Raw genomic sequence first — 21,565 nt, 5'->3', positions numbered from 1 at the left:
CGAGATTCTCAGCCCTTGCCGAGCAGGATCCGCACGTCAGCGACCATCGTCACGGATCCGGTCACGAGCACCCCTGCGCCGTACTGCTCCACGCTCTCGGCACGCTGCACCGCGAGGTCCAGCGCGTCGTCGAGCCGCTCGACGGCGTGCACCCGGTCCTCGCCGAACACCTCGATCGCGACCTCGGCGAGGTCGTCCACCTCCACCGAACGCTGGGAGGACGAGCGCGTGACGACGACCTCGGCGAGCAGCGGTTCGAGGCCCGCGAGCACCTGTTCGGCGTCCTTGTCCTGGAGTACACCGACCACCCCAACGAGGCGCGTGAACTCGAACGCCTCCTCGACACCCTCGACCAGGGCCGCGATCCCGGCGGGGTTGTGCGCGGCGTCGACGATGATCGTCGGGCTCGAGCGGAGCACCTCCAGGCGGCCGGGCGAATCGACGTCGGCGAACGCGGCCCCGACGACGTCGCCGTCCAGCGCGGCGCCACCGGTGAGCAGCGCCTCCGTCGCGACCAGCGCGAGCAGCGCGTTGTGCGCCTGGTGGGCGCCGTACAACGGCAGGAACACCTCGGTGTAGACCCCGCCGAGCCCGCGCAGCGAGATGAGCTGGCCGCCGACGGCGACGTTGCGTTCGGTGACGTGGATGTCGACGCCCTCGCGCACGACGCGCGCCCCACGCGCCGCGGCGGCCGCGAGCAGCACCCCCTCGACCTCCTCGGTCTGGGCGGCCATCACGACGGACGCGCCGTCCTTGATGATCCCGGACTTCTCCCCGGCGATCGAGGTGAGGTCGTGCCCGAGCCAGCGCTCGTGGTCGAACGAGATCGGCGTGATGACCGCGACCTCGGCGTCGACCACGTTCGTCGCATCCCAGACCCCGCCCATCCCGACCTCGATGATCGCGACGTCGATCGGCGCATCGGCGAACGCCGCGAGCGCCATCACGGTGAGCACCTCGAAGAAGCTCATCCGCGGCTCGCCGTCGGCGGCCGACGTGGTGTCGACGAGGTGCACGTACGGCGCGACGTCCTGCCAGATCTCCACGAAGCGCTCGGCGCTGATCGGCTCGCCGTCGATCGCGATGCGCTCGCGCACGCTGGTCAGGTGCGGGCTGGTGAAACGGCCGGTGCGCAGGCCGTGCTCGCGGACCAGCCGGTCGATCATCCGCGAGGTCGAGGTCTTGCCGTTCGTGCCGGTCAGGTGCACCGTGCGGAACGCCCGCTGCGGGTCGCCCAGCAGCTCGCACACCGCCTGCACGCGCTTGAGGGTGGGTTCGAAGTCGTGCTCGGGGCTGCGCGAGAGGATGCCCTGGTAGACCTCCTTGGCCGCCTCGTCGGCGGCCCGCTCGGCGTCGCGGCGGGCCCGGTCGGCGCGGGTCATGCGCTCGCCCCCGTCGTGGCGAGCCGTTCGACGGCGACCTCGAGCTCACCGGCGACGTCGTCCAGGATCAGCTCGGTCGCGAGCGTCTCGTGCGCGATCAGGTCGCGGTGCTCCTCGACCGCCGGCCGCCACTGCGCCGGCACCCCGAGCGAGAGCCGGATCCGGTCGGTGACGTGCAGGCCGGCCGCCTTGCGGGCGTCCTGGGCTGCGCGCACGACGTCGCGCGCGTAGCCCTCGGCGCGCAGCACGTCGTCCAGGGAGATGTCGAGCACCGCGAAGCCCGAGCCGGGCAGGATCGCGGCGGCGATCTCGTCGCCCTCACGCCCGGCGACGACCGTGCGCAGCTCGTACTCGGCCTCGAGCAGCGGTACCTCGCCGCTTGCCGTCCTGACGGTCACGACGCCATCCTCTCGCTGTTCCCAGGCGCCGGACTTGGCCGCCCGGATCACGTCCTGGACACCCTTGCCGAGCCGCGGACCCGCGGCTCGGGCGTTCACGTTCAGCTGGCTCGAGACGCCGTACTCGCTCGCGCTCGCCTGTGCGACGTCGAGCAGCACGACGCTGCGCACATTGAGCTCGGCGCGGATCAGCGGCACGAACGGCTCGAGGTGCTCGGGGTTCGGGACCGCGACGCGCAGCTCACGCAGCGGCTGGCGCACCCGCAGCGAGTTCGCCTTGCGCAGGCCGAGCCCGACCGAGCAGATCTCCCGGACCCGGTCCATCGCCTCGACCAGCGCTGCGTCACCCTCCGGTGCGGGCAGCTCGTCCGGCGTCGGCCAGTCGGTCAGGTGCACGCTGCGCCCGCCGGTCAGCCCGCGCCAGACCTCCTCCGACAGCAGCGGAGCGAGGGGCGCCATGATGCGGGTGAGCACCTCGAGCGCCGTCCACAGGGTGTTGAACGCTGCGGGGTCCTCGTCCCAGAACCGCTGCCGCGAGGTGCGCACGTACCAGTTGGTCACCACATCGAGGTGCACGCGCACGCTCTCGCAGGCCCCCGGCACGTCGTAGGCGTCGAGCTGGCCGGTCACCGTGGCGACCAGGTCCCGGGTGCGCGCGAGCAGGTACCGGTCCATGGTGTCCAGCTGCGACACGTCGTCGGCCGTGACGGCGCGCGCGGTGAGCCCGTCGCCGCCGTTCGCGGCGCCCGCGTAGAGCGCGAAGAAGTACCAGGTGCTCCACAGCGGGAGCAGGACCTGGCGCACGTTCTCCCGGATGCCCTCCTCGGTGACCACGAGGTTCCCGCCGCGCAGGATCGGCGAGGCCATCAGGAACCAGCGCATCGCGTCCGAGCCGTCGCGGTCGAACACCTCGGTCACGTCCGGGTAGTTGCGCAGCGACTTGCTCATCTTGCGACCGTCGGAGCCGAGCACGATGCCGTGCGAGACGGACGTGCGGAACGCGGGCCGGTCGAAGATGGCCGTGGCGAGCACGTGCAGCAGGTAGAACCAGCCGCGCGTCTGGCCGATGTACTCGGTGATGAAGTCGCCCGGGTAGTGGCGGGCGAACCACTCCGTATTCTCGAACGGGTAGTGCACCTGGGCGAACGGCATCGAGCCCGAGTCGAACCAGACGTCCAGCACGTCGGGGATCCGGCGCATCGTCGAGGCGCCGGTCGGGTCGTCCGGGTTGGGCCGGGTGAGCTCGTCGATGAACGGGCGGTGCAGGTCGGTGACCTCGACCCCGAAGTCGGCGCGCAGCTCGGCGAGCGAGCCGTAGACGTCGATCCGCGGGTGGGACGGGTCGTCGGAGACCCAGACCGGGATCGGGGTGCCCCAGTACCGGTTGCGGGAGATCGACCAGTCCCGCGCCCCGGCGAGCCAGTGACCGAACTGGCCCTCCTTGATGTGCCCGGGCACCCAGGTGATGTCCTGGTTCAGCTCGACCATGCGGTCGCGGAACTGCGTGACCTGCACGAACCAGCTCGAGACGGCCTTGTAGATCAGCGGGTTCCGGCAGCGCCAGCAGTGCGGGTAGGAGTGCTCGTAGGTCTCGTGCCGCACGACGACGGCGCGTCGCTCGGCCGGGAAGGCTTTGAGCGGTCCGGTCCCGGCCTTGAGGTCGGCGATGATCGGCTTGTTCGCGTCGAAGACCTGGAGCCCGGCGTAGTCGAAGACCTCGGAAGTGAACTGGCCCTTGGAGTCGACCGGAACGACAGGGGTGATCCCCGCGGCGTTGCACACGGCCATGTCGTCCTCGCCGAAGCCGGACGCCAGGTGCACCAGGCCGGTGCCGTCCTCGGTGGTGACGAAGTCGGCCTCGAGGATGCGGTGCGCGTTCGGGTGGGCAACCGCATCGGTGAAGTAGGGAAACGGCGGGGTGTAGGAGCGCCCGAGCAGGGCAGAGCCCTTGACATCCTCGAGCACCAGTGCCTGATCGTCCGGATCGGCGGCGACTGAGGCGACAAAACCCAGCTCGCGCTCGTACGAGGACAGCCGCGAACTCGCCAGGATCACGATCTGGCCGGCCAGCGCGGAATTCTTCGACGGCTGAACCCGTACGTAGTCGATGTCCGGCCCGACAGCGATGGCAAGGTTGGACGGGAGCGTCCAAGGCGTCGTGGTCCAGAGCAGCGCGAGGTCACCCCGCTGCTGGTCTGGTTTCTTCTCCAGGCGCACCCCGACGGTCAGCGCCGGGTCCTGGCGGGACTGGTAGACGTCGTCGTCCATGCGCAGCTCGTGGTTGGACAGCGGCGTCTCGTCGTGCCAGCAGTACGGCAGCACGCGGAAGCCCTCGTAGGCCAGGCCCTTGTCGTAGAGCTGCTTGAAGGCCCAGATGACCGACTCCATGTAGGTCAGGTCGAGGGTCTTGTAGTCGTTGTCGAAGTCGACCCAGCGCGCCTGGCGCGTGACGTACTCCTGCCAGACGTCGGTGTACTTGAGCACCGAGCTGCGGCACACCTCGTTGAACGCGGCGATGCCCATCTCGTCGATCTGCGCCTTGTCCGTGATCCCGAGGATCCGCTCGGCCTCGAGCTCGGCCGGCAGGCCGTGGGTGTCCCAGCCGAACCGGCGCTCGACGCGGCGCCCGCGCTGGGTCTGGTAGCGCCCGACGACGTCCTTGGCGTACCCGGTCAGCAGGTGGCCGTAGTGCGGGGTCCCGTTGGCGAACGGGGGGCCGTCGTAGAACACGAACTCGTTCGCGCCGTCCTGGCCCGCGGGGCGCTGGTCGATGGACGCCTGGAAGGTGTGGTCGGCGGCCCAGTAGGCCAGCACGTCCAGCTCGAGCGCGGGCAGGTCCGGGGACGCGGACACGGCCGCGGGCGCATCGGAGTTCGGGGTGGGCTCGCTGGGACGGTGCTTCGGGTAGGCCATCGGTGCGCCAGGCTCCTGGGTCGGTCGGTCGAGTCGTATGTGCCACGGGGACGACAACCGACGCTCACACGCCACCTGCCGCGGTACCACCCCGCTTGCCGCCGCGGTCCAAGGTGCGGTCGCGACGACCACTCGAGCCGGCTGTGACGGGCCACCCGTCCGGTTCTACTGGGGGCCGGTTCGGTCCCGTTCTTCCGGAAGGCTCGCCGGTGATGGCCGGGTCAGTGCCTGTGCCGGGTAGCCTACTGCGCCGCCGACCGGGGCTCGATCTCGTTACGGGGACCGCAATGTTTTGTCCTGGTATGTGATAGTGGGATCGGCGGCAAGGGTGCCGCATGTCCCGGAGGTCCTCATGGGTCGCGACAGCGCTTCACTTGCGTCACTCACCGCCGTGGTCGTGGCGATCGGACTTGCCGGGTTGTCGGCGTCGGGCGTCGTGGACACTGCGCTGGCCACACCGGGCACGGTCCATTTCACCGCGGCGGGCGACTACGGCACCGAGTCCAACACCCGGTCCGTCCTGGGGAAGATCGGGTCGATCGACCCCGACCTGAATCTCGCGCTCGGGGACCTGGCCTACGGGGCGGTCGGGACCGAGCCGGCCTGGTGCGACCTCGTCACCCAGTACGTCGGCGCTGGTTTTCCGTTCGAGCTGATCTCCGGGAACCACGAGTCCGACGGGATCAACGGCAACATCAACGACTTCTCCGCCTGCCTGCCGAACCAGCTTCCCGGCGCCATCGGGACGTACGGCCGCCAGTGGTACGTCGACGTGCCGGCCCAGAACCCCCTGGTGCGGTTCGTGCTGATCTCCCCCGGCCTGACGTACCCGGACGGCACGTACGACTACCCGGCCGGGAGCCCGCGGTACGCGTGGACGGCCGCCGCGATCGACGGCGCGCGGGCGGCGGCGATCCCCTGGGTCGTCGTCGGGATGCACAAGCCGTGCCTGTCGACCGGGTTGTACGCCTGCGAGTCCGGGGCCGACCTGCTCAACCTGCTGCTCGCCAAGCGGGTCGACTTGGTGCTCTCGGGGCACGAGCACGAGTACGAGCGGACCAAGCAACTCGCCCTGGCTCCCGGCTGCCCGAGCCTCACCCCGGGCGCGGCGGCGGACCTTGACTGCATCGCGGACTCGCGCGCCGACGTGGCCAAGGGTGCCGGGACGGTGTTCGTCACCGCCGGTACCGGCGGTGTCGCCCAGCGCGATCGCAACCTTGCGGACCCCGAGGCGCCCTACTTCGCGGCCGGGTCGGGCCTGAGCACCGCGACCTGGGGAGTGCTCGACGTGCAGGCGACCGCGACGACCCTCACCGCGAGCTTCGAACGCGCGGCGGGCGGCTCCTTCACGGACGCGTTCAGCATCGGGTCGGTCGGGCCGCCGTCGAACCTGCCGCCGACGGCGGCCTTCACGTCGTCGTGCACGCTGCTCGACTGCACCCTCGACGGATCCGGCTCGAGCGACGCCGACGGCACCGTGACGTCCTACACGTGGAGCTTCGGCGACGGCGCCTCGGATACCGGCGCGAGCGCGACGCACTCCTACGCCGCGGCCGGCACCTACCCGGTGATCCTGACCGTGACCGACGACGCCGGCGCGACCGGGTCCGTGACACACACCGTCACCGTGTCCAGCTCGACCGTCGTCGCGTCCGACTCGTTCGAGCGCACCGTCGCGAGCGGCTTCGGCTCGGCCGACGTCGGCGGGGTCTGGACGACTTCCGGCGCGGCGAGCGTGTCCAGCGGAACCGGTCGGCTCACACTCGCGAGCCAGAGCTCGCTCTCGCAGGCACGCCTGACCGCGGTGACCGGAACCGCGCTGACCACCCAGGTCACCGAGAGCTGGGACAAGCGCCCGAACGGGTCTGGCGGATGGTTCCTGCTGCGGGGCAGGGTCACGACCGGGGGCGAGTACCGGCTCAAGGTCGGCCACAAGGCGACCGGCGCGGTCACCGCCCGGCTGGTGCGCACCAACGCCGCCGGCGCCGAGACCGGCATCACCGCCGAGACCACCGTGCCGGGTCTGACCTACACCGCGGGGACCGCGATCACGACCCTCTTCGAGGTCAGCGGCACGTCCCCAACCACGCTGCGGGCCAAGGTCTGGGCGACGACGGGGACCCAGCCGTCCGCGTGGCTGATCAGCACGACAGACGCGACGACCGCCCTCCAGGTCACCGGGCACACGGGCCTAGCGGCCCTCAACTCGAGCACGACCACGAACGGCCCGGTGACCGTCCGCGTCGACAACTACACCGTCACCGGCCCCTGAGCCCGGCCCGTCGAGCCGGTTTTCGGAACAATGTGAGCGTCGAACGAGCACATACTTCCGAAACCAGGGCCCGAACCGAGGTCGTAGTGGAGGACGAGGTCGTAGCCGTCGTCGCAGTGGTTGGCGATGACCAGTTCGGCTTCGCCGGTGAGGGACTCCAGGCCGCCCGTGCCCATGCCCGGGACGACCTCCAGGTGCGCCGAGACCGAGCCGGCGTCCTGGCTGCCGAGTTGGCGCAGCACGCAGGTTCCGTCCTGCCCGCCGATGGTCCCGGTGAACTGCTCGAGGCCGAGCACCGGCGCGGCGTCGGCCTTGTACGCGATCAGGTAGACGAGAGTGCTGGTGCCCTCGACCTCGCCGGAGTAGGTGTAGCCCGCGTCGAAGGCCCGGCCGGCCCGGTCTTGAAGAAAGGCGACACGACCTACGATGACGCGCATGGTCACCGAGCCGCCGGTCGGGCATCCCGAGGCGATCATCCGGCCCGACGCGGCCGGTCAGGCCTTCGTGGTCGAACGGCTCGCCCCTCGTCCGGAGCTGGCCGAGTTCGTCGACTACTACTGGCTGGTGCGGTGGTTCGCCTCGGCGCCGCATCGTCAGCAGGTGGTTCCGCAGCCCCGGATCCAGCTCGCGGCCGAGGACGGGCGGCTGCTCGTGCACGGGGTCAGCCGCGAGCCCTTCTTCCGGACGCTGCACGGGCCCGGTCACGTGCTGGGTGCGACCTTCCATCCCGGCGGGTTCCGACCGCTGCTGCGGCGGTCGGTCGGCGGCATCTCGGGAACCGTGCGCCCGGCATCGGAGCTCTTCGTGCACGACGACGTGCCGGCCGCGCGCCGGATCCTCGCCGGCGGCGACAGCGCGGAACTGGTCGCCACGCTGGAGGAGTACCTGGTCGGAGTCGGCCCAGAGCCCGACGCCGTCGGGCGCGGGGTGACCGAGCTCGTGGCCCGGGCGGAGCGGCGGGTCGAGATCACCCGGGCCGAGACGCTGGCGACCGACGCCGGGATGAGCCTGCGCTCCCTGCAGCGGTTGTTCACGCAGTACGTCGGCGTCGGGCCGAAGTGGGTCATCCAGCGCTTCCGGATCCTCGACGCGGCCGCCGCGGCGCACACCGGTGCGGTCACCGACTGGGCCGGTCTCGCCGGCGAGCTCGGGTTCAGCGACCAGGCACACCTGATCCGGGCGTTCACGCAGGTGGTCGGCACTCCACCGGCCTCCTACCAACGTTCGATCGGCCGCGGGCCGGCGCGGCGGGGTTGACGTCGCCGCTGACGATCATCGAGGAAAGACTGCGACGAAGTCTCGGGTCGATGGTTGAAGGTAGCGACTCGGGTTCGGATGCTCGTCGGTGGTGAGCATGCGGGGCACCGCCAGGCCTGTGCTGGGGTGGGTATAGGTGATGAAGTTCGTCCAATCCTTGTTGATGTCGAGCTCCATTGCGCGTACCGCTCCTGCACCGCGCACGATGTTGGCCAGGGTGTGCACCGACAGTGAGTCGCCGACGACGAACACGAGCGAGCCGTCCGGGCGGACACCCAGAGCGGTTCGCCACACGTAGGTGGCGTTACCCACGGTCTTTCCCCACGTCGTCGTGGTCGTGCTGCCGACGTCGGGAGAGATAGCGCCGTGGTTGACCAGCAGGCCGAGATTCTGCCGGACGGCGGCCACGCCGGGGCCCGGTGTGCCACCCTTCCAGCTGACCACGTCGACGTGACCATCGTTGTAGAGAACCATCGATGCAGCTCCGGTGCGCAGCGGCACGCCCGTCTGGCCCTTCTGCCAGTAGCCGCCGTTCGCGTCGGCCATGGTGAAGCCCGAGTTGAAGGTCGCCAACAAGCTGCCACGCTCGGAGACTGGCACCTGGGAGGGCTGCGGCCAGCCCGATCCGCCAGGAACTTTGTACCCAGGATGGAGGGTCATTCTGACCAGCTTCTGGTCGAGCCAGGCCACCCCGACCATGTAACTGGTGTGCTTGTTGTCCGGACGCAGGAACGCGGCCCGGATCGCCGGCTTGCCGTGGACGTCCACCAGTCGCTGCCAGGAACCTTCGCCCGGTAGCGATGGCTGGGCCTGGGCTGGAATTGCGGCCGGCCCATTCTGGGGTCTGGATAGTGGCGGCGTGGAGGTCGACGGCGTGGACCTCGGCAGCGGGGTGGACGCGATCGGAATCCCACCGGCGAGGCGACCGCCGATCTTCGGAGGGTTGAGCCGGTACTGGACCCGCTCGAGGCTGGTGACTGCCCAGCCGAGCCCGTGGAAGCGGGCCCATTCGGCCAGCCGGGCACTGGTGCTGTCGGTGCCCGGAGCCATCAGGGCGCCACCGATCGACCAGGCCGGCCACAGCAGGAGAATGATTGTCAGCAGGCCTGCGCGGCGCAGCCAGAAGCGACGCCGACTGGGCCGACGCGCAGCGGGTTGCGTGCGCCGGCCGGGCCCCGCGGTCGCGCGATCGATGGTCACAGAACTCTCCTCAGGTCGTCGGGCCCCGGCTCGCGACCGACTGGGTGCTCGGGGCTGCGCGAGCAGTGCGCCCGGGTGGTGGCCCGTGGGCAGCATCCGCCGAGGATGCTGAGGAGAGGCTGATAGGCACAGCGACTTCTCGGGCTTGCGGGTGAGTCCACGCCGGGCGGCGGCCGTACGCCGGCGTGCTTGACTCCTGATTCGATGAACCTCAATATAGACCAGTATCGAATCAACGTTCGGCTCCGTGGAGGTCCTGCTCATGATCGGACTTGGCCCCTGGATTGCGGACCTCGGCACCTCCAACGCCGTCGCGCCCCGCCCGGCCGATCACGCGATGAGCGCGCCCGCCGCAGCGCACGTCGCCGCGACGCTCAAGGCCCTGGCCGATCCCGTGCGCCTGCGCATGCTGTCCCTGATCGCGGCCAGCCCGGCCGGCGAGGCCTGCGTGTGCGACCTCGCCACGGTCGCCGACCTCACCCAGCCGACCGTGTCCCACCACCTCAAGGTGCTCAAGGACGTCGGTGTGCTGACCGCCGAGCGCCGCGCGACCTGGGTGTTCTACCGGGTCGCCCCGCAGGCGCGCCGCGCGGTCACCACGCTGCTCGAGGCGTTCGCCCCGGCGACGATGGCGGCTCCCGAGCAGCAGGCGCCGGGGCTCGCGGACCTCGACCTCGGACTGGACCGGGTGGCCGGCGAGCTCGCCGTCCGGCACCCGGCGCTGGGCGCCGAGCTGGTCGCGCACACGGTCCGGGAGTCGTACACCGCCCTGGCGCGGGGCGCCGGGGTCCGGACGCACCTGCTGGTGCTCGCCGAACGCTTCGCCGCGCAGCGCCTGGACGACATCGAGCGCGCGGCCCGACCCGCGGCCCAAGCCTCCCCGCCCCAGGTGCTGTTCGTGTGCGTCGCGAACGCCGGCCGATCCCAGCTCGCGGCCGCGCTGCTTCGGCACCACGCGGGGGATGCCGTCGTCGTCCGCTCGGCGGGGTCCGCCCCGGCCGACGCCGTCCAGGGAGGCGTCCGCGCGCTGCTCGATGAGCTCGCGCCCGGTGGTGAGGCGGCCGACCCCTATCCCAAGCCGCTGACCGACGACGCCGTGCGGGCGGCCGACGTCGTGATCACGATGGGCTGCGGAGACTCGGTCCCGCTCCTGCCCGGCAAGCGCTACGAGGACTGGATCGTCGGCGACCCCGCGCTCGCCTCCCCCGAGGGCGTCCGCGCGATCCGCGACGAGCTCGACACCCGGGTCCGCGCCCTGCTCACCGACCTAACCGGCACTCTCCACCACGACACAGACGAGGCACACCGATGACCGAGACCACAACCCGCCCGAGCGCGCTCTTCGTGTGCGTGCACAACGCCGGCCGCTCCCAGATGGCCGCGGGCTTCCTCGCGGCGCTGTCCGGCGGGGCCGTGGAGGTACGCTCTGCCGGTTCGATGCCCGCCGACCAGATCAACCCGGCGGCCCTCGACGCGATGCTCGAGGTCGGCATCGACCTGCGCACAGAACACCCGAAGGTCCTCACCACCGAGGCCGTGCGGGCATCCGACGTCGTCATCACGATGGGCTGCGGCGACGTCTGCCCGATCTTCCCGGGCAAGCGCTACGAGGACTGGGCGCTCGACGACCCAGCCGGCCAGGGCATCGAGTCCGTCCGCCCGATCCGCGACGAGATCCGCGCCCGCGTGCTCACGCTGCTCGACGAGCTCGGCGTCGAACCGGTCCAGCTCCACCCGTAACGCCCGCGACCGACCCGAATCTTTCAGGAGCTCTTGACCCGTGCGCAGCATCCTTCGAATCCTTGGCACGGCCAGGGAGCTCTGGCCCTACTACGTCGGGATCATCGGGACCTCGCTGGCCATGGCCGCGACCACCCTGTCGATCCCGTTCATCCTCAAGGCGGCGACCGACTACGTCGTGGCGGCGTCCCGCGGGCAGACCTCGGGCATCTCGACGGCGATCTGGCTGGCGGCCGCCCTGCTCGCCGCGGACCTGGTGAACTCGCTGCTCACCAACGTCGGCGGCTACCTCGGCGACACGATGGCGGTGAAGCTGCGCGCGGCACTGTCCGGCAAGTACTTCGCCAAGCTGCTCTCCCTCCCGCAGAAGTACTTCGACGGCGAGCTGACCGGGACGGTGATCAACCGCCTCTCGCGGTCGATCACCGAGACTGCGAACTTCCTCAACATGTTCGCGAACTCGCTCTTCCAGATGGTGCTGACCGTCATCGCCATCCTGGCGATCACGGCCTACTACTCCTGGCCGATGGCGGTGCTGCTCACGGTGATCTTCCCGCTGTTCATGTGGTTGACCACGAGAACGAGCGCCAGGTGGCAGGTCCTCGAGGCGGAGAAGAACCACGAGTTCGACGTCGCCGGCGGCCGCTTCGCCGAGGTCATCGGTCAGATCCGGGTGGTCAAGAGCTTCGTCCAGGAACGTCGCGAGCTGACCAAGTTCAACGGCCACTACAACCAGACGATCCTGACCACCCAGCACCAGTCGCGCTACTGGCACACGATGGACACCACCCGCCGTGCCGCCCTGAACGTCATCTTCTTCGGGGTGTTCGCGATCCTGTTCGTGCAGACCGCGCGCGGGAACTTCACGATCGGCGTGATGGTCCTGCTCATCCAGATGGTCAACATGACCCGCCAGCCGGTGTTCTCGATGAGCTTCCTCGTCGACTCCTCCCAGCGCGCGATCGCCGGCAGCCGCGACTTCTTCACGGTCATGGCGGAGCTGGCCGAGGCGGACACGCTGCCCGCCGTGCAGGCTCGCGCGGACGACGGCGGCCGCGGCCCGGCGGGGATCGAGTTCGACGCGGTGTCCTTCGGGTACCCGGGCGGCGCGGACGTGCTGAGCGAGGTCGCGTTCTCGATCCGCCAGGGCGAGCACGTCGCGTTCGTCGGCGAGAGCGGCGGCGGCAAGACGACGCTCGTCAGCCTGCTGCTGCGGCTGTACACGCCGTCGCTGGGCGCGATCCGGATCGCGGGCACGGACATCACCGACCTCGCGCTGGACGACCTGCGCGCGGACATCGGCGTCGTCTTCCAGGACCCGTCGCTGTTCTCCGGCACCATCAGCGAGAACATCGCCTACGCCACCCCGGACGCCTCGGTCGAGGCGATCATGGCGGCCGGGCGGGCCGCCAACGCGCACGACTTCATCTCCACGTTCGCCCAGGGGTACGACTCCCAGATCGGCGAGCGCGGCCTGAAGCTGTCCGGCGGGCAGAAGCAGCGGATCGCGGTCGCCCGCGCCATCCTCAAGGACGCCCCGATCCTGATCCTCGACGAGGCGACGAGCTCGCTGGACTCCAAATCCGAACGCCTCGTCCAGGAGGGCCTGGAGCACCTGATGACCGACCGGACCACGCTGATCATCGCGCACCGGCTGTCGACGATCTCCTCGGTCGACCGGATCATCACCCTCAAGGACGGGCGGGTGGACGAGATCGGCACGCCCGAGGAGCTCGCCGCCACGAGCGGGATCTATGCCGAGCTGCTCGCCCTGCAGGCGTCGGCGACGAAGAAGGACCGCAAGCGGCTGCAGGCGTTCGACATCCGGGGGTAGGCGGGCGCCTCAGGCGTGCAGGACGTAGGTCGCGAGGTCGTCCATGGTCTGGGTCATGTGGTGATCCATGGCCAGGCGGGCCTGTTCCGGGTCGCCGGACGCGACGGCCTTGAGGACCCGCATGTGCTCGTCGATCGCGTGGGCCTGGATCGCCACCACGGCGGAGGTCTCGCGCCGGCGCGCGGCGAGCACGCGGGTGAGCGGCTCGAACAGCACGGCGACGAACACGTTCCCGGACGCGCGCAGGATCACGTCGTGGAACGCGAGGTCGGCGGCGACGAACCGGTCGACGTCGTTCTCGGCGTGGGCGTGACGCATCTCAGCGAGGTGAGCGCGCAGGACGTCGACGTCGTCGGGGGTGATGCGGGTCGCGGCCAGCTCGGCCGCGCCGGTCTCGAGCATGCGCCGCAGCTCGATCAGCTGGATCGAGGCCGTGTCGACGTTCTCGCCCGCTGAGGCCGCCCGGAGCACGGCCTCCAGCGAGGTCCAGCGACGCAGCGGGTTGACGAACGTGCCACGGCCGCGTTCCACGCGCACCACGTGCTGGGCCTGCAGCGTCTTCATCGCCTCGCGCACGGTCATCCGGCTGACGTCGTGCTGCGCGCTCAGCTCGAGCTCCCCCGGCAGGGTCGAGTCGGGCGCGAACTCGCCGGTCACGATCCTGTTCAGGAGGTCGTCGGCGACCATCGCGGCCAAGGACTGACGTGCCACGCTGCGTCCTCCTCCGGCTCTGATGTGCCTGGTCATCCTATGGTCGGCCATCGTCTTGACGGTCCGTCCTCCGGCTGGCACACTCTATCGCAAATGTCAGATGTCAGACATCTGACAGGTGGATATTCCGGAGACAAGGGAGTTCTCGTGATCCTCGAATCTGACCTGCTGGCGGCGTTCCCCGCCGAGGAGCAGGTGAGCGCGGCAACGGTCGCGGCCGGTGTGGCGGACGCACCCCGCGTGCTGGTCGTGCTCGACGACGACCCCACCGGCACGCAGTCGGTCTCGGACCTTCCGGTGCTCACGCGCTGGGAGCCCGAGGACTTCCGGTGGGCGTTCACCCACCGGGTCGGGTCGGCGCCAGCGTCCGCCGTGTACGTGCTCACCAACACGCGCAGCCTGGACCCCGCCCAGGCTGCGGACCGCAACCGCGAGGTCGTGACCAACGCGCTGGCCGCCGCGGCGCAGACCGGCACGACCCTGGGCTTCGTCAGCCGCTCCGACTCCACCCTGCGCGGGCACTACCCGCTCGAGCCGGACGTCATCGCGGCCACCCTGCTCGCGGTCGCCGGGCAGCCGACCGACGGCGTCGTGATCGTGCCCGCGTTCCCCGACGCGGGCCGGGTCACCATCGGCGGCGTGCACTACATGCGCGACGGCGACGCCCTGACCCCCGTCTCGGAGACCGAGTTCGCCAAGGACGCCAGCTTCGGCTTCGCGAGCTCCGAGCTCGCGGGCTACGTCGAGGAGAAGTCCGCCGGCCGGTTCGCCGGCGCCGATGTCATCGTGCTGGACCTGAAGATCGTCCGCGGCGGAGCGAGCGTCATCGCGGATGCGATCGACCCCGCCACGGCCTCCACCCCGATCGTCGTCGACATCGTCACGGAGAACGACCTGCGCGCGCTCGCCCTCGGCCTGGCCGAGGCGGAGCGGCGCGGCAAGCACCTGCTCTACCGGGTCGGACCGCCGTTCGTCCGCGCGCGCATCGGCCAGGAGGAGCGCGCGCCGCTGACCGGTTCGGACGCCTTCACCGGCGCCCCGGCCGAGGGCGGCGGGCTGATCGTCGTCGGCTCCCACGTCGGCGTCACGACCCGCCAGCTCGCGGACCTCACGACGCGGCACACCTCCGCGACCATCGTGGAGCTCCGGGTGGAGTCCCTGCTGGACGAGACGCTGGCCGCCGGTCACGTCGCGGCCACGGTGGCCGCCGTCGTCGACGCCCTCGCCGGGACGGACGTCGTGCTGCACACCAGCAGGCTGCTCGTGCGGACCGACGACCGGGCCGAGTCGCTGCGGATCGCGCGCACCGTCTCCGCCGCCATCGTCGAGGTGGTCCAGCGCACGCTCGCGGTGCGACCGCCGAGATTCGTCATCGCCAAGGGCGGCATCACGTCCTCCGACGTCGCCGCCCACGGGCTGGCGATCCGGCACGCGATCGTGCGCGGCCCGATGCTGCCCGGAATCGTCTCGCTCTGGGAGCCCGTCGACGGTCCCGCCCAGGGCATCCCGTTCGTGGTGTTCGCCGGCAACGTCGGCGACGAGCGGTCCCTGTTCGACGTCGTGCGCAAGCTCAGCACGACCCTCTGACCACCCCCTTCCGAAGGAAGAACTGCCATGTCGACACAGACGTCAACCACTTCAACCCGCACCGTCGCGGTCCTCGGCCTGGGCGCGATGGGCCTGCCGATGGCGGCCCGGCTCGCCTCCGAGCTCACGGTCCACGGCTTCGACATCGACGAGAGCCGGCTGCTGCTCGCCGCCGGCCACGGGGTCGAGCGGTTCGACTCCGCCCGGGCCGCCGCGGCCGGCGCCGATGCGGTCCTGCTCGCCGTCCGCAACGGTGAGCAGCTCAGCGACCTGCTGTTCGGCGCCGACGGCGTCGCCGAGGTCCTCACGCCGGGCGCGGTGGTCATCCTGACCAGCACCGTCGGGACCGAGGCGATCGCGGCGACCGTCGAGCGTCTCGCAACGTTCGGGGTCGCGCTCGTGGACGCTCCCCTGTCCGGCGGTCCCGTGCGCGCCGGGGAAGGTGACCTGCTGATCGTCGTCGGCGCCGAGCCGACGGCGCTCGCCAAGGCTCGTCCGGTCCTCGAGCTGCTCGCCTCGACCCTGACGGTCGTCGGCGACAACCCCGGGGACGGCCAGGCGCTGAAGACCGTCAACCAGCTGTTGTGCGGCGTGCACATCGCCGCCGCCGCCGAGGCACTCGCCCTGGCCGACGCGCTCGGCCTGGACCGGGCCAAGACCCTCGACGCCCTCGGCGCCGGAGCGGCGGGCTCGTTCATGCTCACCAACCGGGGGCCCCGGATCCTCGAGGCCTACTCCCCCGAGGGCGCCGAGGTGCTCAGCCGGCTGGACATCTTCGTCAAGGACATGGGCATCGTCGGCAAGGCCACCCGCGCCGCCGGGCTGCCCTCTCCCCTCGCCGCTGCCGCCGAGCAGCTCTACCTGCTCGGGCAGGCCCAGGGCCTCGGCGCCCAGGACGACTCCGCCGTCGTCAAGGTCCTCGCCCCCACGCTCCGCTCCCGCTGACCCCCACCCGACGACCCGTTCGTCCACGTCAAAGGAGACGTACGAAATGACCTCTGTCAGTCACCCCCTGACGGTGTGGGCCGCCGACGCCCCCGCCGTCATCACACCCTCCGTCCACCTCGGGACCGGAGTGCTCCTGACCATCGCGGCCGCCGGGATCGCCCTGCTGCTGGTGCTGATCATCCGGTTCAAGATCCAGGCGTTCATCGCGCTGCTGTTTGTCAGCATCGTGGTCGCTGTCGCCGCCCGGATTCCGTTGGCGGACGTCTTCACCGTCGTCTCCAACGGGGTCGGGGCGACCCTCGGCAAGGTCGCCATCCTGATCGCGCTCGGAGCGCTGCTCGGCAGGTTGATCGAATTCTCCGGCGGCGTGCAGTCCCTCGCCAACCACGTCACCGAGAAGTTCGGCCGCACGCGGGTCGCCATCGCCCTCACTGTGGTGGGCTTCCTGGTCGCCATCCCGGTGTTCTTCGAGGTCGGCATCATCGTGCTGGTCCCGATCGTGTACGCGTTCGCCAAGATCGCCGGCGTCAACCCGATCAAGTTCGGCCTGCCGATGGCGGGGATCATGCTCTCGATCCACGTCGTCGTGCCGCCGCACCCCGGGGTCGTCGCCGGCGCGGGGATCCTCGGCGCCGACATCGGCCTGATCGCGATGATCGGCCTGGCGATCTGCGTCCCGCTCGGTTTCCTGTCCTACGCGGTCGCGGGCCTGATGAACCGCCGCGAGTACGCGCTCGCGCCGGCCGTCAAGGCCCAGCTCGACGAGCTCGGCCACTTCGACACCCACGCGTCCTCGTCCGGGCGCGGGACTGCCGGTCCGCCGCGCCCCGCGCTGATCGTCTTCCTGATCGCCGCCCCCATCGTCCAGATCCTGATCGGGACGGCCGGAACCCTGATCCTCGGCAAGGACAGCCCGCTCTACGGGCTCGCCTCGTTCGTCGGCAACCCGTTCTTCGCGCTGCTGGTCGCCGTCACCCTGGCGTTCTTCCTGCTCGCCGTTCGCCGCGGGTGGTCCATGAAGGACACCGGCGACATCCTCGAGGGCGGCCTGCCCCCGATCGCCTCGATCCTGATGGTGGTCGCCGGTGGCGGCGTGTTCGGTGAGGTGCTCCGGGTGAGCGGCATCGGCGCCGCGCTGTCCGGGACGCTGGACAGCCTCGGCCTGCCGATCGTCGTGATGGGCTTCGTCATCTCTCTCGCGCTGCGCGCCGCGCAGGGCTCGGCGACCGTCGCGATCGTCACGACGGCGGGGCTGCTGACGGCGGCCGTGCAGGGCGGCGCGTACACCCCGGTCCAGGTCGCGGTCATCGTGGTCGCGATCGGGTTCGGGGCGCTCGGGCTGTCCCACGTGACCGACGCCGGGTTCTGGGTCGTGGTGCGGTACTACGGGTTGACGGTGTCCGACGGGCTCAAGACGTGGACCGTGCTCACGACGGTCCTCGGGTTTGCCGGGTTCGCGCTGACGTACGGCGTCTGGGTGCTGGTGGGCGGCCTGGGTACCTGACGAGGGCTGGTCGCACCAGGTGCTGCGCGCTGATCCGCTCAGAGCGCCGAACAGAGGCCCGCGGCCACCAGGTGTGCGGCAAGCCGAGACCCGCCGGCTACTGGGCAATACTTCGTGCGTGAAGCCAGCCAACGCGACCAGAGCCGTGCTGTTCGACGTCGACGGCACGCTGATCGACGCCGCGGCCAACCAGCGGCGGGCGTGGGCGCAGTGGGCCCACGAGTACGGCGTCGACCCCGACGCGACGTATGCGGTCGCCCTGCGCACCCGGCCGACCGAGACGTTCGCGATCGTCGCTCCCGACGCCGACTCCGCGCGCTGCCTGCACCGGTTTCACGAGCTCGAGGACGAGGACGCCGCGACCGGCACCTACTCCGCGTTCGACGGCGCGGCCACGCTGCTCGGCCGGGTGCGGGACCGGCCGTGGGCGCTGGTCACGTCCAACTATGCGCACCGCGTCCGGATCCGGTTCGCGCGCACGGGCCTGCCGGTCCCGCCCCTGATCGTCGATGCCGCGGCCGTCAGCCGGGGCAAGCCCGAGCCGGAGGGCTACCTGCTCGCGGCCCGGGAGCTGGGGGCCACTCCCGAGAACTGTCTCGTTCTCGAGGACGCCCCGTCCGGCATCGCCGCCGCCCGTGCCGCGGGTGCGATGGTGTGGGCCGTCAACGCGGACGCTCCGATGGCCGGCGCCGACCGCACCTACCGGACCCTCAACGACGCCGTCGGCGACGTCCTCGAGTTCGCCTTCGCCGACACGCGCTGACGAAGGCGCAGCCGCGGGGCGATACCATCGTCAAGTGACGATGACTTCCGCACCCCTGGACACGTCCGAACCCGACGGACACAGCGACCTGTCGGCGCTGTCCGCCGCGGCGTGCATGTTCCGAAGCCTCGGCGACGCGGGGCGACTGGAGATCCTGCGTCACCTGGCGACTCGGGAGCACAACGTGCGGGACCTGACCTCCCACCTCGACCTCGCGCAGTCCACCGTGTCGGCGCACCTCGCCTGCCTTCGTGACTGCGGCCTGGTTTCGTCCCGGCCGCTCGGCCGATCGACGATGTGGTCGCTCGCCACCGGTCCCGAGATTCTCGGGGTGCTCGCCGCCGCCGAACAGCTGCTCGCGGCGACCGGCGACGCCGTCGCGCTCTGCCCGACGTACGGCGAGGCGGCGAACCGATGACCGCGAGCCCAGCGGTCGGCGCACCCATCCTCGCGGTGGAGGACCGCCTGCGCCTCGGGCGTCGGGCTCAGCTGCTCGCCGGCGTAAGCGTCGCCTACAACGTCATCGAGGGCGCCGTCGCGATCACCGCGGGAGTGCTGGCCGGGTCGGTCGCCCTGGTCGGCTTCGGTCTCGACTCGGTCGTCGAGGTCTCCAGCGGCTTGATCATCGTGTGGCAGTTCACCCACCGCCTGCCCGAGACCCGGGAACGTCGCGCCCTGCGCCTGATGGCCTGGTCGTTCTTCGCCCTCGCCGCGTACGTCGCCGTCGAATCGGTCCGCACACTCCTCGGCGGCACGGTGCCGGACCCGTCGCCGATCGGCATCGGGCTCGCGTCCGCGTCGCTCGTGATCATGCCGTTCCTCTCGTGGGCGCAGCGCCGCACGGGCCGGGCCCTGAGCTCGGGCGCGGTGGTGGCCGACTCGACTCAGACCCTCCTGTGCACCTACCTCTCGGCGGTCCTCCTGGTGGGGCTCGTCCTCAACGCCACGCTCGGCTGGAGCTGGGCCGACCCCGTCGCCGGGCTCGTCATCGCCGCCGTCGCCGCCAAGGAGGGCCTCGCGGCGTGGCGCGGCGAGGCGTGCACCTGCCTGCCCAGCGCCCAGTCCGACGACGACTGCGACTGCGCCGACGGGTGCACCGACGCGTGCTGCACGGCCGACGAGCTCCCGACGAGCGCCCAGTTGGTGCAGCTCGGTGAGCGCCCGGACGACAGCCGGTAGGTCCTAAGCGCCGCGCGGGGCGTACATGATGACGGCGACCCCGAGCAGGCAGATGGCCGCGCCGGTGAGGTCGTACCGGTCCGGGCGAAACCCGTCGACGACCATGCCCCAGGCCAGCGACCCTGCCACGAACACCCCGCCGTACGCGGCCAGGATGCGGCCGAAGTTCGCGTCGGCCTGCAACGTCGCGACGAAGCCGTACAGGCCGAGCGCGACGACCCCGGCGCCCACCCACAGCAAGCCGCGATGTTCGCGCACGCCCTGCCACACGAGCCAGGCGCCGCCGATCTCAGCGATCGCGGCCAGGACGAACAACGCGACGGACCTCACGATGGACATGCCCGGAGCCTAGGCGGACAGGGCCCTGGGCGTTCCCGCGGAAACGTCCAGGGGCGTTCGCTGCCGGTTGACGCGTGCCGCCTGACAGGCTGCGAACATGACGAGTACACGGGAGCCAGGTCGAGCATCTCGGGGCGGGGCACGGCGATGAGGTTCGCCGGCTCGCCATCCTGGCTGCTGAGCACGTCGGTGGACGCCATGCCGCACACCGCGCTGTACATCCGGGACGCGCTGGGCCTGGATACCTCGGCCGACGACGTGTCGCCGCCGCCGCTGAGCCATCGGCCGCCAGACCGGCGCAAGCTCCTGAGCGAGAGCGAGCGCTCCCGGGCCAGCTCCCAGTGGCTCCCGTGGTGGCAGGCAATTCTCACGCAAGAATCCGTCCTGCACGGAACCACCAACACGGCCGATTTCCAGGCCTGGTACGCGCGGTTCGCGGCCGAACGAGCGCGCACTGTCGGGGATCCGCCCGAGTTCGACGCCCTCATGGGGAGCCCTGAGCTTCGGCGCGCCGTCATCGATCTCGATCCGGAGGCTCACAGCTACCGCGATCACACGAGATCAGCCGACGCCGGCGAACCCACGATTCCCTGGACCATTGCGCGCGACGCGGCCGAGGATGTCGCCCTGCGCCATGGCGTATCCGTGGGCGAGGTCCGCGGAGTCGTTCTCATTCTCGGGGTCGAAGGCGTCTGGTCCCGGATCCTGCAGCCCGGGGTCATGATCTGCTCGGACGCTTGCCTGGCGGACACCGCGATCTCGACCCGCCTGGTCCGCGAGGTCTTCGAGTCGGCTCTGCCGTAGGTCACCGGTCGTTCGACGATCGAACAAAACATCACCTGTCGAGAGCGGTTTCTCTCCGCGTCGCAAGACCCGCCAAATTCGTGCCCACCAATTGCGTCCCGGGTATTGACACTCTCGGCCGTTCCGGTATCATAGAACACATGTTCGATGACGAGTTCGGTGGGGATGGCGACGAGCATGTCGCGTCCGTTGTCGAGCCGTCGGCGGATTTGCTGGCTTTGTGGGCGGTCGAGGACGCGCGGTATGAGGATCCGAAGGTCGTAGCTGCTGAGGTCGCGGAGTTCTTGGAGCGGGAGGCGTTCTTCGAGGCGCTGGCGCGCGGCGAGGACCAGGACCCGCGGCCGTGCGAGGGGATGTACCTGGCACCGGGGTCCGCGGCCCTGGCGGCCTGGGCCGACTCGGTGGACTCCGAGCAGCTGCCGGACTACGAGCTCGTCGAGCAGATCGCCGCGTTGGAACGGACCGCGTCCTGGGCCAAGGCCCGCCAGCTCGCCGCGGTCGAGGTGCTCTCCCGGCGCGATGCGATGAACCCGGCCTGGCCCGTCGCGGTCTCCCAGTCCGGCATCGTCGGTGAGGAGGTCGCCGCCCGGCTGGGTACCTCCCGGCAGGCCGGCCGGGAGCTGGTCGAGGCCAGCAAGCTGCTCGCCGGCGAGCTGATGGCGACCGGGGACGCGTTGGAGGTCGGGGACCTGGACTGGGGCAAGGCCAAGATCGTGGTCGCCGCCCTCAAGGAC

At 70.8% G+C, this 21,565-nt stretch carries 19 protein-coding genes; 13 read left to right on the top strand and 6 right to left on the bottom strand.

Annotation, left to right across the window (positions count from 1 at the left end; genetic code table 11):
* Nucleotides 1-8: 8 nt before the first annotated feature.
* Nucleotides 9-1,382 (bottom strand): folylpolyglutamate synthase/dihydrofolate synthase family protein, encoded by a 1,374-nt coding sequence (locus VIM26_RS20450; protein ID WP_331954675.1) that lies wholly within the window; start codon nucleotides 1,380-1,382, stop codon nucleotides 9-11.
* Nucleotides 1,379-4,693, bottom strand: a complete 3,315-nt coding sequence (gene ileS, locus VIM26_RS20445; RefSeq protein ID WP_331954673.1) for an isoleucine--tRNA ligase — start codon at nucleotides 4,691-4,693, stop codon at nucleotides 1,379-1,381. The genes VIM26_RS20450 and ileS overlap by 4 nt, the downstream gene beginning before the upstream one ends.
* Before the next feature lie 397 nt (nucleotides 4,694-5,090).
* On the opposite strand from ileS, the gene VIM26_RS20440 reads away from it, so the two are divergent.
* Nucleotides 5,091-6,965 carry a PKD domain-containing protein gene (locus tag VIM26_RS20440; RefSeq protein WP_331954671.1) on the top strand — a complete coding sequence of 625 codons (1,875 nt, stop codon included), beginning with the start codon at nucleotides 5,091-5,093 and terminating at the stop codon, nucleotides 6,963-6,965.
* Here the strand turns inward: VIM26_RS20440 and VIM26_RS20435 are convergent.
* Entirely contained in the window at nucleotides 6,944-7,402 is a 459-nt protein-coding gene (locus VIM26_RS20435) for a DUF3224 domain-containing protein (RefSeq protein WP_331954669.1), read from the bottom strand. The two genes, VIM26_RS20440 and VIM26_RS20435, sit on opposite strands and share 22 nt — an antisense overlap.
* Between VIM26_RS20435 and VIM26_RS20430 the strand changes: the two genes are divergently transcribed.
* On the top strand, nucleotides 7,401-8,222 hold the full coding sequence (locus VIM26_RS20430) for a helix-turn-helix domain-containing protein (protein WP_331954667.1): 822 nt from the start codon (nucleotides 7,401-7,403) through the stop codon (nucleotides 8,220-8,222). The genes VIM26_RS20435 and VIM26_RS20430 overlap by 2 nt on opposite strands.
* A 15-nt stretch (nucleotides 8,223-8,237) precedes the next feature.
* Here the strand turns inward: VIM26_RS20430 and VIM26_RS20425 are convergent, their stop codons facing one another.
* Entirely contained in the window at nucleotides 8,238-9,272 is a 1,035-nt protein-coding gene (locus VIM26_RS20425; RefSeq protein ID WP_331954665.1) for a phosphodiester glycosidase family protein, read from the bottom strand.
* Nucleotides 9,273-9,684: 412 nt separating this feature from the next.
* Here VIM26_RS20425 and VIM26_RS20420 point away from each other — a divergent pair, with 412 nt between their 5' ends.
* The 3 genes from VIM26_RS20420 to VIM26_RS20410 are packed head-to-tail and all read left to right on the top strand — an operon-like array spanning nucleotide 9,685 to nucleotide 12,996.
* Nucleotides 9,685-10,734, top strand: coding sequence for a metalloregulator ArsR/SmtB family transcription factor (locus tag VIM26_RS20420; RefSeq protein WP_331954663.1), 1,050 nt, complete (start codon nucleotides 9,685-9,687; stop codon nucleotides 10,732-10,734).
* Nucleotides 10,731-11,162: an arsenate reductase ArsC gene (locus tag VIM26_RS20415; protein WP_331954661.1), complete on the top strand. Its 432-nt coding sequence runs from the start codon at nucleotides 10,731-10,733 to the stop codon at nucleotides 11,160-11,162. Before VIM26_RS20420 ends, VIM26_RS20415 begins: the two co-directional genes overlap by 4 nt.
* 40 nt (nucleotides 11,163-11,202) lie before the next feature.
* Entirely contained in the window at nucleotides 11,203-12,996 is a 1,794-nt protein-coding gene (locus VIM26_RS20410; protein WP_331954659.1) for an ABC transporter ATP-binding protein, read from the top strand.
* Nucleotides 12,997-13,005: 9 nt separating this feature from the next.
* Here VIM26_RS20410 and VIM26_RS20405 read toward each other — a convergent pair whose 3' ends face one another.
* On the bottom strand, nucleotides 13,006-13,707 hold the full coding sequence (locus tag VIM26_RS20405; RefSeq protein WP_331954657.1) for a FadR/GntR family transcriptional regulator: 702 nt from the start codon (nucleotides 13,705-13,707) through the stop codon (nucleotides 13,006-13,008).
* 147 nt (nucleotides 13,708-13,854) lie between these two features.
* Here VIM26_RS20405 and VIM26_RS20400 point away from each other — a divergent pair, with 147 nt between their 5' ends.
* From VIM26_RS20400 to VIM26_RS20375, 6 genes are all read left to right on the top strand, one after another.
* Nucleotides 13,855-15,294 (top strand): four-carbon acid sugar kinase family protein, encoded by a 1,440-nt coding sequence (locus tag VIM26_RS20400; RefSeq protein WP_331954655.1) that lies wholly within the window; start codon nucleotides 13,855-13,857, stop codon nucleotides 15,292-15,294.
* Nucleotides 15,295-15,321: 27 nt separating this feature from the next.
* Nucleotides 15,322-16,239, top strand: a complete 918-nt coding sequence (locus VIM26_RS20395) for an NAD(P)-dependent oxidoreductase (RefSeq protein WP_331954653.1) — start codon at nucleotides 15,322-15,324, stop codon at nucleotides 16,237-16,239.
* A 46-nt stretch (nucleotides 16,240-16,285) separates the two neighbouring features.
* Nucleotides 16,286-17,746 carry a GntP family transporter gene (locus tag VIM26_RS20390; RefSeq protein WP_331954651.1) on the top strand — a complete coding sequence of 487 codons (1,461 nt, stop codon included), beginning with the start codon at nucleotides 16,286-16,288 and terminating at the stop codon, nucleotides 17,744-17,746.
* A gap of 118 nt (nucleotides 17,747-17,864) precedes the next feature.
* The gene (locus VIM26_RS20385; protein ID WP_331954649.1) at nucleotides 17,865-18,509 is read left to right on the top strand and encodes an HAD-IA family hydrolase; all 645 of its coding nucleotides are present in this window, start codon (nucleotides 17,865-17,867) and stop codon (nucleotides 18,507-18,509) included.
* Nucleotides 18,510-18,549: 40 nt separating this feature from the next.
* On the top strand, nucleotides 18,550-18,927 hold the full coding sequence (locus VIM26_RS20380; RefSeq protein WP_331954691.1) for a metalloregulator ArsR/SmtB family transcription factor: 378 nt from the start codon (nucleotides 18,550-18,552) through the stop codon (nucleotides 18,925-18,927).
* Nucleotides 18,924-19,688, top strand: a complete 765-nt coding sequence (locus VIM26_RS20375) for a cation diffusion facilitator family transporter (RefSeq protein WP_331954647.1) — start codon at nucleotides 18,924-18,926, stop codon at nucleotides 19,686-19,688. Before VIM26_RS20380 ends, VIM26_RS20375 begins: the two co-directional genes overlap by 4 nt.
* 3 nt (nucleotides 19,689-19,691) lie before the next feature.
* Here the strand turns inward: VIM26_RS20375 and VIM26_RS20370 are convergent, their stop codons facing one another.
* The gene (locus tag VIM26_RS20370; protein ID WP_331954645.1) at nucleotides 19,692-20,027 is read right to left on the bottom strand and encodes a YnfA family protein; all 336 of its coding nucleotides are present in this window, start codon (nucleotides 20,025-20,027) and stop codon (nucleotides 19,692-19,694) included.
* Nucleotides 20,028-20,174: 147 nt separating this feature from the next.
* On the opposite strand from VIM26_RS20370, the gene VIM26_RS20365 reads away from it, so the two are divergent.
* Both VIM26_RS20365 and VIM26_RS20360 read left to right on the top strand, forming a co-directional pair.
* On the top strand, nucleotides 20,175-20,831 hold the full coding sequence (locus tag VIM26_RS20365) for a hypothetical protein (RefSeq protein ID WP_331954643.1): 657 nt from the start codon (nucleotides 20,175-20,177) through the stop codon (nucleotides 20,829-20,831).
* Nucleotides 20,832-20,971: 140 nt separating this feature from the next.
* Nucleotides 20,972-21,565: hypothetical protein (locus VIM26_RS20360; RefSeq protein WP_414696533.1), on the top strand; the 594-nt coding region annotated here is incomplete at its 3' end.

Origin of the sequence: Pengzhenrongella sp. (assembly GCF_036565025.1) — a bacterium.
Lineage (GTDB): Bacteria > Actinomycetota > Actinomycetes > Actinomycetales > Cellulomonadaceae > Pengzhenrongella.
This window is presented reverse-complemented; position numbering and strand designations above follow the sequence as displayed.